This window comes from Streptomyces sp. GC420 (genome assembly GCF_009916105.1).
GTDB lineage: Bacteria > Actinomycetota > Actinomycetes > Streptomycetales > Streptomycetaceae > Streptomyces.
On sequence record NZ_JAAAXQ010000025.1, the window covers coordinates 24,780 to 38,784 of the forward strand.

Below are 14,005 nucleotides of genomic sequence, written 5' to 3' on the forward strand. Positions count from 1 at the left end.
CCTGTCCGTCACAGCGAGGAGCATGCCCATGGGCGACATCGACTTCGAGATCGGTTCCGCGACCGTGCTGGGACCGCTGCTGACCGTGTACTGCCTCGTACTGGCCGTACGCGCGGCACGGAGGAGGCCCGGGTGGGCCGGGAAGCAGGCCGTGACCCGCCTGACCGCCGCCTTCTACCTCGCGGGTGTGCTGAGCCTCACGGTCTTTCCGGTCGTCGTGAGCTACGGCAGGTATGCGAACCAGGTGCCGTGGTACGAGCTGGTCCAGCCCATTCCCCTGCTCGTCGTCGACTTCAGCTTCGTGCCCAACGTGGTCATGCTGGTCCCGTTCGGGATGCTGGTTCCGCTGGTCTCCCGGAAGGGCTCCTCTCTGAAGCGGGTCACCGTGCAGGCGGCGCTGGTCAGCGCGTCGATCGAGGTGACGCAGTGCCTCATGTACGTCCTGTTCAACAACGGCCGGTCGGTGGACGTCAACGACTTCATCGCCAACACGCTGGGCGGAGCGCTCGGTTACCTGATCATCCGGACGGTGCTCCGCGGCGCGGCGGCGGCGCGGGAGCTGCGTGCCTTCGCCCTGCCGGGCTCCGCGGCGGAGGGACCGCGGGAGCGGGTCGGCGCGCCCGCCCGGTGACCGGGCGAGGAGCCGGCCCGGTTCGCGGGCCGGCCCACGGACCCTCGCTCTCTCGCCCCGAACCGAGCGGTGGACGTCTCCTCCTGGCCCGGGGGACGTCAGCCTGGCATTCCCGTCACCGGGAGCCGTGCCCTGCGGAATAGTCGGGACATGGCATCAGCGTCCAGCGTCACCGAACGCCGCCGTGCCGAGTCGTCCCGGCGCCCTCCGGCCGTCTTGGAACCATCAGCGTGATGGAGCGGACAGGGCCCTGTGCCGTGGAGCGGGAGCTCGGGGCGGGCGGCATGGGCACCGTGTACCTGGCCCGCTCTCGAGGCGGCCGGGCTGTCGCCGTCAAGGTGGCCCGGCCCGAACTGGTCGCCGGCCGTGCAGTTCTGCACGGGGACCAGGGCGAGCCTCACGAGATCTGTTTTTGGGGCCACTCGGGCGACTGAACCGCAGCCGGCCGGTGACGACGAGTCACGGCGTGCAAGCAGCGGCCGGCCCACGGAGCCGACTCAGCCGTGCTTGTCGGACGACGGTGCGTGACGCCTCGATCCCGACGGCGTCGGCCCCCCGGCTCTCCATTCTCGGGGTTCCTGAGCCGAAAGCAGCGAAGGACCGACTTCGTACCGACGTCCGGGTGCCGGGAGACGGAGACCGCGATGAGCGTTGGGCACGGATCAAGAGGAAGTCCGAGCGCCTGGTGAAGGCGGGCAGGCCCGCCTCGGTGGTTCACCGGGCACCGGCATTGCGATACCGGCTCGAGCAGCGCCGCGTCGGGCAATGGAACGCGAGAAGCCCGGCACGGTGGTGTCAGCCACTGTGCCGGGCTCGCCACGCTCATACGGTGCGGACGGGTGCGGAAGGCGCGACCCGCATCCGGGTCAGCGGAGCATTCCGCCGCCGAACTGCGGGTAGCCGGAGGTCGAAAGGCCTGCGGAAGAGGCTCCGAAGCCGACGGCGCTCCTGGTGATCACGCCCGATGACGAGCCGCGCAGACTCCACAGGGCGCCGTCGCCGCCGTTCTCCCCATCGCCCCCGACGGACAGGTCCGCGTAGTGGTCCCCGTTGAGGTCGGAGAGCCGTACGGACGAACCGAAATGGTCGTTGTCCTCGTTGGCACCGGGGACCCCGGCAGTGTCCTGGTGGAACACCTCGGCGTCGGAGACGGACAGCCCGGCGGACGTGCCGCGGAACACCGTGACGCTGCCGGTGAGGGTGGCTGAACCGATGCTCTCGTAGTCCGCGGACACGGCCGCGTCGGCGAACCCGTCTCCGTCGATGTCGCCGAGGGAGACGGCGTAGCCGAAGTAGTCGCTCGTCTCGTCGGCTCCGGGGACCCCCGGGGTGTCCTGGTCGATGCTCTGCACCGCGTCGCTGCGGATGCCCGCGCTGCCGCCGAAATAGGTGGTGATGGAGCCACCCAGGTCATCGGGGTCGCCCCCCTCGGTGCCGCCCCACCAGCCACTGGTGACCACGTCGTCGCAGCCGTCCCCGTTGATGTCGCCGACGGCTGCCCGCTTGTGGCTTTCGAGCACGTCCTGGAAGGCCAGACCCGAGGCGGAGCCCAGGTACACGAGGGTGGCGTCGTACATGTGCGACGAGTCCGGGTAGTACGTGCCGTTCGCGATCACGTCGTCGGAGCCGTCGCCGTTCACGTCACCCGAGAGGAGCGAGTCGGCGCCGTGGCCGGTACCGCTCTGCAGGGGTGTGGTGAGCTTGTACCGGGAGGCGGCACCGGACGACTTGGTGAAACCGCCCTTGTGGACCCAGATGTCCTTGCCCGAGCTGCCCACGGCGAGGTCGGCCTTGCCGTCGCCGCTGAAGTCGCCTACGGCCAGCGACTGTCCGAACCAGTCGTGCCCGGACCGGTTGGGGTCGCCGATGGTCCGGGCGCCGGAGAGACCCGAGGCACTTCCCCAGATCACGACGGCGGTTCCGCCGTTGGCGTCGTCCCCGACGTCTTCTCCCGGGGCCCCGACAACGAGATCGGCGTAGCCGTCGTTGTTGAGATCACCGGAGGCGAGAGCACTGCCGAAAAGGTCTTTGTACTCGGCGGTGCCGGGGATCCCGTGCGAGTCCTGGGTGATCACCTTGCGGTTGGACGCGCTGATCCCGGACGGCGAGCCGTAGTTGACGACCACGGATCCGGCGTACTTCACGCCGCCCACGGTGGCAGCTTCGGCGGACGTGACGAGGTCCCTGTACCCGTCGCCGTTGAAGTCGTCCGCGTACTCGGCTGTGACCGCGGTAGCCGGGGCGGCCGCCAAAGTGAAGAGGCCGCCTGCGAGTGCTGCCGCGGTCGCGGTGGCCAGGGTGATGCGGAGGGGGCGTCTGATGTTCATATGCCTTCCGGCTCAAGGCCGTGAGGACGGCCCTGCGGAGAGGGCCGAGGTTCACGGGCAGGCGGGGGTGAGAGGCCGCGAGTGAGACCATTGGTTCCAGCCCGTACGACACTCGCAGGACATCAGGGGTTGTACCGGGCTTCAGGGAGTCTTCACGATCGGTGAACGAGTCGAGGCCGTGGGACGGAAGAATCGCCCCACGGGCCGTACGGACCGCCGTCCGCCTCGCCGTGTGAGTCGTACAACCTCGCGGGGTGTTCAGGGGTCGACCCTTACGCCACCACCGTCCGGACACCGCGCCGACTCCCGGTGAACGCATGGCGGCCGGCACCCCGCACACCAAGGAGGAACCCTTGCGCAGACGCGCACTCGCTCTCGCGCTGGCCACGGCCACGGCCACCGCCGCCACGAGCCTGCTCGCCTCCCCGGTCGCGGGCGCGGCTTCCGCCCGCGTCCCCGCCGTCCCGTACGACTTCGACGGCGACGGCCACCGGGACCTCGCCGTCGGTGTGCCGGGCGGCGGTACCGGCGGCTATGTCAGCGTTGTTCCCGGCTCCGCCGACGGCCCTGCCACGGCCGAGAAGTTCCGGATCAGCCAGGCGAGTTCCGGCGTGTCCGGCACCGACGAGAAGGGTGACGCCTTCGGTACCGAGCCCGTCTCCGCGGATCTGAACGAGGACGGCTACGCCGACCTGGTGGTCGGCGTCCCGGGCGAGGACCGGGCAGGCGACTTCGCGCCCGGCCGGGTCGTCATCCTGTGGGGGTCAGGCTCGGCCGTCCCCTTCACCCGGTCCACCAGTGTCACGTCCTCCACCACGGAGGAGGCCGGCGGACTCGGTGTCTCCCTGGCCGACGTCAACGGCGACGGCAGGCTGGACATCGTCACCGCCGACAACGGCGACGAGGCCGACAAGATCTCCGTCGCTCCCGGCCCCTTCGCCCCCGGCGCCGCCCCCGCCAAGCTCGCCCGGGTCGAGATCGTCCCGCACTTCACCCACCTCTGGGACATGGCCACCGGCGACTTCGACGGTGACGGCTACGACGACCTGGTCTACAGCAGCAGCCCGTACGAGGTCGGCGCCCGGATCGTCATGATGCGCGGGACGCCGAGCGGCCTGGTGGAGACGGACAGTTGGTACCAGGAGGCGGGCGGCAGGCAGTTCGCCGCCGGCGACCTCGACGCGGACGGCTACGACGACCTCGTCGCCGGCGGCGCCTTCGACGTGGCCGACCCGTGGGACGAGGAATGGCAGGGCAGATACCCGGTCGCGAAGGACCCGGGCGGGACCGTCCGCATCATGTACGGGAGCCCGGCCGGCCCCGCGGGCACCCGCGCGCCCGTCGATGTGCACCAGTCGACCGCCGGCGTGCCCGGCGCGTCCGAGCTGGGCGACGAGTTCGGCGGCGCGCTCGCCATCGGCGACGCGGACGGCGACCGCCGCCCCGACCTGGCCGTCGGCGCTCCCGGCGAGGACCTGGGCAGCGACGGCGGCGGCGCCGACGCCGGGGCCGTCACCGTCCTGTACGGGACCCCGCAGGGCCCGGACACCCAGCGTGCCCGCGTCTTCCACCAGGGCTCCCCGTCGGTCCCCGGTGCGTGCGAGACCGGTGACGCCTTCGGCGCGCAGCTGCAGTTGTCGGACCTTACCCGTGACGGCCGCGCCGAACTGCTCGCCGCCGCGCCCGGTGAGAACGCGGACTCCGGCGGGGTCTGGTCGCTGCCGGGCAGCACCACCGGCACCACCGGCACCGGCTCCGTGGCGCTCACCCCGGGCAAGCTGGGCCTGCCCTCCCCCGCCAGCGCCCTGCGCTACGGCCGGCACCTCGGCAACTGAGCCTGCCCCCGTCGGACCCGGCCGCGTAGCCCCCGGCGTCGCCGACGTGCCGGACCGGGCTCCGCCGGCGGTGCCCGGCCGACGCCTGCCGGCTGTGGCCCCCGTGTGGCCGGACGCTCCGGCAGCGCGCCCGCAGACGCGGGCACGCGCCCAGGGCCGAGTGGACACCGCCGACAGGAAAGACACGGAGCTGTGACGCGGATCACGGGAACCCGCGGATGCCGGCCGGACAGCTCACTGGGGTGAGCATCGATATACGAACCCGGGTGCGGGCCGGGGAGCCGAGCGCGTTCGCCGAGCTTTACGAGACGTACGCCACCGCGGTTTACAACCATGCTTTCCGGCTGACGGCGGACTGGTCGGCGGCCGAGGACGTCATGGCGACGACCTTCATGGAGGCCTGGCGGCTGCACGGCAAGGTTGACGCCGAAGGCGGCTCCCTGCGCCCCTGGCTGCTGGGCATCGCCACCAATGTGGCGCGCAATCAGTACCGCAGCAACCGCCGCTACAAGGCCGCGGCCGCCGCCGCGGCACAGGCCCCGACGACGGCGCCCGATCACGCCGACGACGTGGCCGGCCGCCTCGACGACCAGCGGCGCATGGCAGCGGTCCTGACCGCTCTGTCCTCCATGCGCAGGGCCGAGCGCGAGGTACTGACCCTGTGCCTGTTCGAAGGCCTCGAGTACAGCCAGGCCGCTCGGGTCCTCGGCATCCCCATCGGCACGGTGCGCTCCAGGATGTCCCGGGCCCGGGTGAAGCTGCGGCGCCTGGCCACGACGGAGCTGGCCGGTTTCAGGGACGGCGGTGTCAAGGAGGGCGGGAGCAGGAACGGCGGCGGCACGAACGGCGGCGAGGACGACGGTGGCAGACGGGAACTCCGGCCGCGCGGCCGACAGGTAATACCGCACAACGCCAATCCGGTCCGGCCCGCACAGAAAGGAAACGCATGAACACCACCCCGCGTCGCTCCGGCCCCGCCGATTGGGAGGAGAGCGCGCCTCTACTGCCTGTGCCCGTGCGTCCCTTGCCCGCGGACCGGCATCAGTTCCACAAGGAGAACCTCATGTCCCGGATTCACCAGGACCGCGCGGCAGGTACGCACACCGGCACCGCCAGGAGCACCCGGTTCAGGCTGCCGCGTCCGGCCATCACCCTGCCGGCCATGGCCTGCGCACTGGCCGGAGCCGTCGTCGCGGGAGTGACGATGACCGGTGGACCGGCCGACCCGGGTTCCGGCCTGGCCACGGGGCCGGTGCTGACCACGCAGATCGGTACCGCCACCAGCAAGGGCGTGCCCCAGCTCCTCGACCAGATCGCGCTGGCGTCCGCCGGGGAGGACCACCCCGCCGTCAAGCCGGGGCAGTACGTCTACGTCGAGTCCATGACGGCCGACACACACATCAGGACCGACGGTGACAAGTCCACCGTGGTCAGCGAGAAACTGCACAAGCGCCAGGTGTGGCACTCCCCCGACGGCACCAAGGGCTGGCTCATCGACCCCACGGTGAACGACAGCCCCGAAGGGGAGACGCTGAGCCTGCCCGACGAGCAGGGCAATCCCTTCGAGGCGAGCCTCAACGGCCCGTCGTACAACTACCTGACCACACTGCCCACCGACCCGGACGTTCTCCTGCGCAAGATCTACAAGGAGACGGAGGGCATGGGAAACGGCCCTGACCAGCAGGCATTCACGACCATCGGCGACCTGCTCGGCGAGAGCTACCCGCCGGCCGAACTGTCTTCGGCACTGTTCAAGACGGCGGCGAAGATTCCCGGAGTCGTCGTCGTCAAGGACGCCGTGGACGCCGTCGGCCGGCACGGGGTGGCGGTCGCACGGCTGGACGAGACCAGCGGCCAGCGCGAGGAATGGATCTTCGACAAGAAGACCCGTGTCTTCCTCGGCAAGCGCGTCGTCCAGGTGAACAACGTGAAGGGCGAGGACAACCTGATCAAGCCCGGGACCGTGGCCTTCACCAGCGCCGTCCTCAAGCGGGCCATCGTCGACGACATCAAGCACGACTCCTCGCAGGCCGGCTGACCACCCGCGCCCGGCAGTGCGGCGGCCCTGACGCGGGCCCGGCGCCCCCGACGGGAGCGCCGGGCCCGCGTACGCCGCAGCGGGGCCCGCCGACCCGCCGACCCATGTGCCCGGCGAGGACAAGGCCGGGGCCGGGGGCGGACGGACGGTCCGCCCGCGCCGCCCGCGCGGTGCGGTACACCCGTTCGCAGTAATCCTTTCCCCCGTCGGGAAGATCGGCCGAGCGGCAATGCGGCGTTCGCCGCTTCCCCCGGCGCGGCATTTCCTTCGACGTGCCGGTCCAGGACCGCACCCGTGAGCAGTCCTGGAATACGGCAGCGGACCCGGGTCCCGCCGTCAGGGGAATCAGGGACGGAGAATCCTCGCTCCGTCTCCTTTCCTTTTCCCGTGCGCGCTCTGCGCCAAGTCATGGTCGAGATGCGGTACCTGCGCCACGACATGACGATGACCGGTAAGAGCGGGATGAGGCCTGCGGGAGCAGGCGGCGCATTCCGCTGAGTCGCACGCCGAAAGAGGAGAACATGACGGCAACGTCGGAAACCCCCACCCGCGAACAGCGCCCCGGAACCGAGGAGGAGACGGAGGCCGGCATAGGGCCGCTCCTGCTCGCCGCGCTGCTCTCCCGTCGTGAGGAGAGCGGCGGTGAAAGCATGATCGAGCACCCGCTGCTGCTCGCCGCCCTGGCGCGCCGTCGTGAGGAGGGTGGCGGCGAAAGCCTCATCCAGCACCCGCTGCTGCTCGCCGCCCTGATGCGCCGCCGCGAGGAGCGCGGCGGAGAAGGCATGATCCAGCACCCGCTCCTCCTCGCGGCCCTCATGCGCCGCCGGGAAGAGCGCGGCGGAGAAAGCCTCATCGAAAACCCGCTCCTGCTCGCCGCCCTGATGCGCCGCTGAAAGTGAGCGACGGGTCCGGGCGTCCTCGTATCGTCGCCGCCCGGACCGCGTCAGGTCTCCGCTGAGCGATCGCCTCGTTGAGCTCGCGAGGCACATCTTCCATCTGCTCGGGATCCCGTCCCCCGACGCTTTACCGGCGGCGGGGGACGGGATCCCGGACCGAAGACCAAAGACTTGAGGAAAGCACAATGGCAGCTGAGTCAGGCGATGAAGCGGAGCGGGATCCGGTGGAATCCTTCATCGATGAAGTATTCGAGGAAATGGTGCGGGAGGCAGGCCTTTCCCAAAGCACGGGCCTGAAGTTCAGCAAGGACCCGCTGACGGCCGCTCTGGTCGAAACGGCTGTGGCCTCGCTGTCGAATCCGGCGCCCTCCAAGACGTCGGAGCTGGAGAGGGTCCTGTTCGCGAAGGCTCTCGCAACGGCTCTGGCGGAATCCCTCGCACCCGCGCTGGCAGAGGCCCTGGCCGCGGAAATGATGAAGGTCCTGAATCAGCACGCGAGCTCCGGGTCCGAGTCCGGCGGCCGGGGCAGGACCGCCTCGACCGCGCAACGCCCGAAGTAGCCCTGCTCACGGCTGCGGGCGGTCCGGGAGCGCGCCGGGACCGGACCGCCGCGAGGGCCGGACCGCCGCCAGGCCCCGTGCCACCAGGGCCCGGTGCCGACGGGTCCCGGTGCCGCCAGGGCCCGGTGCCGGCGGGATCCGGTGCCGGCGGGACCTGGCGGGAGGGCAGGGGCGTCAGACCAGCTCCGGGCGGTGCCACTGCTCGCCCAGCACGTGGTGTGCCAGGAAGCCCAGCACCGTGGCGTACCACAGGCGGACGTTGTTCGGCTTGAGGATCCAGTGCCCCTCGTCCGGGAAGTAGAGGAACTTCGCGGGCACCTCGAACCGCGTCAGGTCGTTCCACAGCGCCAGGGCTTCACCGATCGGTACGCGGTAGTCCTTGTCGCCGTGTATCACCAGCATGGGTGTGGTGATCTTCGCGGCCCTCAGGTGCGGGGACTCGCGCTCGTACCGCTCCGTGCGTACCAGCGGGTCGCCCTGGCGCCGCATCCAGAAGGCCGGTACGTCCGTCACCCCCGCGAAGCTGTACAGGTTCCACAGACTCGCGTGAGTGACGATCGCCTTGAAGCGGTCGGTCCGGGTGGCGATCCAGTTGGCCATGTATCCGCCGTACGAGCCGCCCATCATCGCCGTACGCTCGCCGTCGAGGTCCTGCCGCAGGAGCGCGGCGTCGGTCAGCGCCATCACGTCCTCGTACGGTGCTCCGCCCCAGTGGGCCCAGCCGCGCTCGTGCATCCGCTGCCCGTAGCCGGTGGACAGCGCCGGGTCCGGCAGCAGGACGGCGTAGCCGGCGGCCGCGGCCACCCAGGGGTTCCACCGCCAGTGCCAGGCGTTCCAGCTGGTCTGCGGGCCGCCGTGCACCCACAGCAGCAGTGGTGCCGGGGTCTCGGCGCGTGCCTCGCGCGGCAGCACCAGCCAGGCGCGCAGCGCCGTCCCGTCCTCGGCGGTGGCGTGCACCTCGGTGACGGTTCCGGGCAATGCTCCGACCTGGCCCGGGCACGGCAGCGGCACCGGGTGCCGGCCGGGCGGCGCGGCGTCCAGGCGTACGGGCGTGGGCGGGCTGTCCACGGCCGAGCGCAGCGCGTACAGGGTGCCGCCGTCCGGGCTCACGACCACGTCGGTGTACGCGCCGGACGCGGTGATCCTGACCAGCTCACCACTGCCGGTGGAAAGCCGGAAGACGGGCGCGTGCCCGGCCACGTCGGCGGTGAAGTAGACCACCGGCGTGCCGTCCTCGCCCGGCACGGGGGAGACCACCGGCGCGCCCGGCCACTGGTCGAATCCGGGCAGCAGATCCCGCCCGGGGTCCTGGTCGTCGGTTGCGTCCGCCAGCCACAGCGTGACGTCACCGGGGTCGTCCCAGCCGGTCCGGCGCTCGCGGGTGCAGACCAGATGCCGGCCGTCGGGGGTGAAGGCGGGAGCGGCGAACCAGGCGTCGGGCGACTCCAGCACCCGCAGTTGCTTGCCCGTGGCGGCGTCCGCCACCACGATCGCGGCGCGGATCTCGTCGGGGAGAGTGCCCGCGGCTGCTCCGTAGGCGACCAGCGAGCCGTCGGGAGAGACCGCGATCCCCTCGTAGGCGGAGATCCGGCGCGTTCCGCAGTCCACCGCGGCGGGGGCGGGCTGCCCGGCGGCGGCGTCCGGGACGCTGAACACCCGCGGGATGCCGGGACCGAGGTCGTGGTCCCAGAACCGCACCGGCGCGGACTCGTGGAGTATGGCCGAGACCTTGGCCTTCCGGCGGGCCTCGCGCAGCCCGGCGTCCTGTTCCGCGTCGGCCGCGCCGGGCAGCAGCGAGGCCGCCAGCGCGATCCGGGGCGACCCGGCGGCGGTCGCGTACTCGTCGATCCCGCCGGGCCTCGCCAGCATCTGCGACGCCTCGCCGCCACCCGCCGGCAGGCTCCACAGCGCCGCTTCCCGCTTGTCCTCCTCGCCCTCACCGGGGTCGGCGACCGGCCGGGAGGAGAGGAAGAGGAGGGTGCCGTCGTGCAGGAACCGGGGGGCGGACTCACCGCGGCCGGAGCGGGTGAGCCGCCGGGCCGGACGTTCGCCGGACGGGTCCACCTCCCACAGGGCGCCGATGAACCTGGTGCGGTCGGTGGACAGTTCCTGAACCACCGTCACAAGGCGGTTTCCGTCGGGGGAGAGGGCCAGCGAGGAGATCCGGGGCAGCGCGACGAACGCCGCCAGGTCGTGGAAGGCAGTCGACTCGGGCATGGGGCTCATCCTGGCCCTGACCTGGAAACCGCACCAGTGAGTCCCGGCAGCCGCCGACCGGAATCGGCCTGATGCCGACGCCGACGCCGATGCCTCGCCGACCCGCGGGCCGGTCGTCAGCGCTCTTGCCGGGCCGGCGCGGCGTGTGCGGGACGGGAGAGCAGGATGTAGTCGCCGTCCCTGCCCGTACGGCGGTAACCCGCGCCCTCGTAGAGGCGAAGTGCCGGGTTGTCACGGTGGACGCCGAGGGCGAGGGCCTTGTGGCCGGCGGCACGGGCCTGTTGCGCGAAGGCGTCGAGGAGGCGGCGGCCGAACCCACGGCGCCGCAGCTCCGGCACTACGTGTATGCCGACCAGCGTTGCCGTGTCACCCGTGGGCATCCACATCACCGAGCCGCCCGGCACGGCTCCGGGTCGGGGTCGGGGTCCTCGGCCTTGGGCCAGGGGCCGGGCTCCGGCTCCGGCTCCGGATCCGGCTCCGGCTCCGGCTCCGGCTCCGGCTCCGGCTCCGGCTCCGGCTCCGGCTCCGGCTCCGGGTTCGGCTTCGGCTTCGGCTTCGGCTTCGGCTTCGGCTTCGGCTTCGGCTTCGGCTTCGAGGATGAGGGTCCGGTCCAGACAGGACACCCACAGTTCCAGGTTTCGGTCGATCGCTTCCGTCCATGCCGCCTCGTGGGCAGGCTCGGTGGAGCGCATGTAGGCGCGTTCGCACCGGAGAATGAACGGCAGGTCCGACGGCAGTGCGGGACGCAGGGTCCCCTTCGCCGCTCGGTCGGGGCCCGGTGGCCCGGAGTCGGTGGGCATGAACCGGCACACTAGACGCTCCGCCCGGAGTCCGGCGCGTTCGCTTCACCCGCGGTCCGTGGTGGCTGGTCGCGCCCACGCGGCGGAGCCGCGCGCCGTCACGGCCCCGTACCCCGTCGTGGGACGCCGGAGCCGGTCAGTGGGCGGCCGGCCAGCCGACGCCGACGGCGCAGGTGCGGCCCGCGACGGTGAGGGCGGCCCCTCTGCGGCGGCGCAGCCGACCGCTCCACGCAACGGGCTTTGGCCGTAGCCGAATTCGCCGCTGTGGCGGATCAGTCACGCGAGCCAGGCAAGTCTCATCGCGCTCTCCTCCAGTCGCCGCCGGGCAGTGAGATCTCGGTAACCCCAACGCAACGAAACACCCAGGAAACACCCGGGTGCCCGTTACGAAACGTACGCCCGTCAGCCTCGCAGACGCCCGCACCGCATGGCGCCCCGAGGAGGGACTTCCTCTTGACCCCCGAGACCCTGGCCGCGGCAGGCCTCGACACAGGCGATACCGCCTGGCTGCTCGCCGCCACCGCGCTGGTCCTGCTGATGACCCCCGGACTCGCCCTGTTCTACGGGGGCATGGTCCGTACGAAGAGCGTCCTCAACATGCTGATGATGAGCTTCGTCTCGATCGCGCTGGTCACCGTCGTCTGGCTCGTCGCCGGCTATTCCCTGGCCTTCGGCGACGACGTGTTCGCCGGCCTGGTCGGCGGCCCGGATCACCTGGGCATGGCGGGCATCGGCCCCGGCACGCTCACCGGCAGCGTCCCGACCCTGCTGTTCACCACTTTCCAGCTCACCTTCGCGATCATCACCGCGGCCCTGATCAGCGGCGCCGTCGCCGATCGTACGAAGTTCGCCGCATGGCTGGTCTTCGTGCCGGTGTGGACCATGTTCGTATACGTTCCCGTGGCCCACTGGGTGTGGGGGCCCGGCGGCTGGATCGCCCACTCACTCGGCGCCCTCGACTTCGCCGGCGGCCTGGTGGTGGAGATCGCCTCCGGGGCGTCCGGCCTGGCCCTCGCCCTCGTGGTGGGTCCGCGCATCGGCTTCAAGAGGGACGCGATGCGCCCGCACAACCTCCCGATGGTGATGCTCGGCGCCGGCCTGCTGTGGTTCGGCTGGCTGGGCTTCAACGGCGGCTCCGCGCTCGGCGCCAACGGCCTGGCGGCGGCCTCGCTCCTCAACACCCTCGTCGCCGGATGCACCGGGCTGCTCGGCTGGCTCTTCGTCGAGCAGCGGCGCGACGGCCACCCCACCACCTTCGGTGCGGCGTCGGGCGCGGTCGCCGGCCTGGTGGCGATCACGCCCGCGTGCGGCACCGTCGGCATCCCGGGCGCGGCCGTGGTCGGACTCGCGGCCGGCGTCGTCTGCTCGTACGCGGTCGCGTGGAAGTTCCGCTTCGGCTACGACGACTCGCTGGACGTGGTCGGCGTCCACTTCGCCGGGGGCATCATCGGGACGCTGCTGATCGGCCTGTTCGCGACGAAGGCGATGACCGGCGGGAAGGAGGGACTCCTCTACGGCGGCGGGCCCGGCCAGCTCGCCCGGCAGGCCGTCGCCGTGGTCGCCGTGGCGGCGTACACCTTCCTCGTGACGTACGGGATCGCCAAGGCGATCGACCGGCTGATGGGCCTGCGGGCCTCCGCGGAGGAGGAGCTCACCGGCCTGGACCAGACTGTGCACGCGGAGAGTGCCTACGATCACGGCGTGCTGGGTCATGCGGCGCCGCAGACCCCGGCCCTCTCAACGCCTCTCTCGAAGGACAGGAGCCGCGTCACATGAAGCTCATCACCGCGATCGTCAAGCCGTACCGCCTTGACGAGGTGAAGACGGCGCTGCAGGAACTCGGTGTGCACGGGCTGACCGTCACCGAGGCCAGCGGATACGGGCGCCAGCACGGGCACACCGAGGTGTACCGGGGGGCGGAGTACCGGGTCGACCTGGTGCCCAAGGTCCGCATAGAGGTCGTCGTCGCCGACGCGGACGCGGAGGCAGTCGTCGACGCGGTGGTGCGCGCCGCCCGGACCGGCAAGATCGGCGACGGCAAGGTGTGGGCGGTGCCCGTGGACACGGTGGTGCGGGTCCGCACGGGCGAGAGGGGCCCGGACGCGCTGTAACGCGGCGTCCCCGCACCGCGCTCGCCCACTTCACGGCAAGGCTCCAGGTCACCGACCTGGAGCCTTGCCGTTTCTCCGCTCCGTCGAAGCGCCTCGGGACGGCGGCCCACCACACGCCGGCCCGCTCCCGGTTCCGAAGAGCACTCCCATGCGCGCCCCCCGTCGCCACTCCCCGGCCGCGGTTCGGCCGCGGTTCGGCCGGCGCCCGGTCCCGGTCGGCGTCTCGTCGACGCCCCGCCCACGCCCGGTACGGGGCCTCGGACGAGGACCGGGGTGCGGGAGGGTCAGAGGCCGGCCTGGTCGAGGGCGCTCTGGAGCGACTGCCGGTAGCCGGCGCTGGTGTACGTGGCGCCGGACACGGTGTCGATGTCGGCGCTCTGCGCGGCGAGTGTCTCCTGGTTGAGCTCGGGGACGGCGGTGGAGGAGATCTCACTGCTCCTCGGCGAGGAGGAGGGGGACTGAACGGCGGTTGCACCGGTGATCCTGCCGCCGGTGACGGTGATCCGGACCTGGACCGGGCCGTACTTCGTCTGGGCAGTCGCGCCGGTGACGGTGCGGGTGGTGGGCGCCGCCGACGTGGTCCTCGGGGC

Annotated in this window: 13 protein-coding genes; 9 read left to right on the forward strand and 4 right to left on the reverse strand. The window is 71.7% G+C overall.

The window, feature by feature from the left end:
- The first annotated feature begins 28 nt into the window (after positions 1–28).
- Together GUY61_RS05555 and GUY61_RS41785 are read left to right on the forward strand one after the other, a co-directional pair.
- Positions 29–631, forward strand: a complete 603-nt coding sequence (locus GUY61_RS05555) for a VanZ family protein (RefSeq protein WP_166628919.1) — start codon at positions 29–31, stop codon at positions 629–631.
- 233 nt (positions 632–864) lie between these two features.
- The gene (locus GUY61_RS41785) at positions 865–1,065 is read left to right on the forward strand and encodes a hypothetical protein (RefSeq protein WP_398954358.1); all 201 of its coding nucleotides are present in this window, start codon (positions 865–867) and stop codon (positions 1,063–1,065) included.
- Between the two features lie 432 nt (positions 1,066–1,497).
- On the opposite strand, the gene GUY61_RS05570 is transcribed toward GUY61_RS41785, so the two are convergent.
- Positions 1,498–2,958: an FG-GAP-like repeat-containing protein gene (locus tag GUY61_RS05570; RefSeq protein WP_166628920.1), complete on the reverse strand. Its 1,461-nt coding sequence runs from the start codon at positions 2,956–2,958 to the stop codon at positions 1,498–1,500.
- Between the two features lie 353 nt (positions 2,959–3,311).
- On the opposite strand from GUY61_RS05570, the gene GUY61_RS05575 reads away from it, so the two are divergent.
- The 5 genes from GUY61_RS05575 (at position 3,312) to GUY61_RS05595 (ending at position 8,287) form a co-directional block, all read left to right on the forward strand.
- The gene (locus tag GUY61_RS05575; RefSeq protein ID WP_166628921.1) at positions 3,312–4,793 is read left to right on the forward strand and encodes an FG-GAP and VCBS repeat-containing protein; all 1,482 of its coding nucleotides are present in this window, start codon (positions 3,312–3,314) and stop codon (positions 4,791–4,793) included.
- A gap of 242 nt (positions 4,794–5,035) precedes the next feature.
- A complete protein-coding gene (locus tag GUY61_RS05580; protein ID WP_313896530.1) occupies positions 5,036–5,743 on the forward strand; it encodes an RNA polymerase sigma factor in 708 nt (235 codons plus the stop codon).
- Positions 5,740–6,831, forward strand: a complete 1,092-nt coding sequence (locus GUY61_RS05585) for a CU044_5270 family protein (RefSeq protein WP_166628922.1) — start codon at positions 5,740–5,742, stop codon at positions 6,829–6,831. Before GUY61_RS05580 ends, GUY61_RS05585 begins: the two co-directional genes overlap by 4 nt.
- Before the next feature lie 521 nt (positions 6,832–7,352).
- Positions 7,353–7,724, forward strand: a complete 372-nt coding sequence (locus tag GUY61_RS05590) for a hypothetical protein (protein WP_166628923.1) — start codon at positions 7,353–7,355, stop codon at positions 7,722–7,724.
- Between the two features lie 188 nt (positions 7,725–7,912).
- Positions 7,913–8,287, forward strand: a complete 375-nt coding sequence (locus GUY61_RS05595; protein ID WP_166628924.1) for a hypothetical protein — start codon at positions 7,913–7,915, stop codon at positions 8,285–8,287.
- A 174-nt stretch (positions 8,288–8,461) separates the two neighbouring features.
- Here GUY61_RS05595 and GUY61_RS05600 read toward each other — a convergent pair whose 3' ends face one another.
- Together GUY61_RS05600 and GUY61_RS41790 are read right to left on the reverse strand one after the other, a co-directional pair.
- The gene (locus GUY61_RS05600) at positions 8,462–10,504 is read right to left on the reverse strand and encodes a S9 family peptidase (protein ID WP_208105601.1); all 2,043 of its coding nucleotides are present in this window, start codon (positions 10,502–10,504) and stop codon (positions 8,462–8,464) included.
- Positions 10,505–10,620: 116 nt separating this feature from the next.
- Positions 10,621–11,304, reverse strand: coding sequence for a GNAT family N-acetyltransferase (locus GUY61_RS41790; RefSeq protein ID WP_398954366.1), 684 nt, complete (start codon positions 11,302–11,304; stop codon positions 10,621–10,623).
- 453 nt (positions 11,305–11,757) lie between these two features.
- On the opposite strand from GUY61_RS41790, the gene GUY61_RS05610 reads away from it, so the two are divergent.
- Together GUY61_RS05610 and GUY61_RS05615 are read left to right on the forward strand one after the other, a co-directional pair.
- On the forward strand, positions 11,758–13,080 hold the full coding sequence (locus tag GUY61_RS05610; protein ID WP_166628927.1) for an ammonium transporter: 1,323 nt from the start codon (positions 11,758–11,760) through the stop codon (positions 13,078–13,080).
- Positions 13,077–13,415, forward strand: a complete 339-nt coding sequence (locus GUY61_RS05615; RefSeq protein WP_166628928.1) for a P-II family nitrogen regulator — start codon at positions 13,077–13,079, stop codon at positions 13,413–13,415. Before GUY61_RS05610 ends, GUY61_RS05615 begins: the two co-directional genes overlap by 4 nt.
- Positions 13,416–13,699: 284 nt before the next feature.
- Here GUY61_RS05615 and GUY61_RS05620 read toward each other — a convergent pair.
- A partial coding sequence (locus GUY61_RS05620; protein WP_208105602.1) for an FMN-binding protein occupies positions 13,700–14,005 on the reverse strand: 306 nt, incomplete at its 5' end.

Coding starts and splice junctions, on each gene's coding strand:
- GUY61_RS05555 (WP_166628919.1), top strand. CDS start 29: ATGGGCGACATCGACTTCGAGATCGGTTCCGCGACCGTGCTGGGACCG.
- GUY61_RS41785 (WP_398954358.1), top strand. CDS start 865: ATGGAGCGGACAGGGCCCTGTGCCGTGGAGCGGGAGCTCGGGGCGGGC.
- GUY61_RS05570 (WP_166628920.1), bottom strand. CDS start 2,958: ATGAACATCAGACGCCCCCTCCGCATCACCCTGGCCACCGCGACCGCG.
- GUY61_RS05585 (WP_166628922.1), top strand. CDS start 5,740: ATGAACACCACCCCGCGTCGCTCCGGCCCCGCCGATTGGGAGGAGAGC.
- GUY61_RS05590 (WP_166628923.1), top strand. CDS start 7,353: ATGACGGCAACGTCGGAAACCCCCACCCGCGAACAGCGCCCCGGAACC.
- GUY61_RS05595 (WP_166628924.1), top strand. CDS start 7,913: ATGGCAGCTGAGTCAGGCGATGAAGCGGAGCGGGATCCGGTGGAATCC.
- GUY61_RS05600 (WP_208105601.1), bottom strand. CDS start 10,504: ATGCCCGAGTCGACTGCCTTCCACGACCTGGCGGCGTTCGTCGCGCTG.
- GUY61_RS41790 (WP_398954366.1), bottom strand. CDS start 11,304: ATGCCCACCGACTCCGGGCCACCGGGCCCCGACCGAGCGGCGAAGGGG.
- GUY61_RS05615 (WP_166628928.1), top strand. CDS start 13,077: ATGAAGCTCATCACCGCGATCGTCAAGCCGTACCGCCTTGACGAGGTG.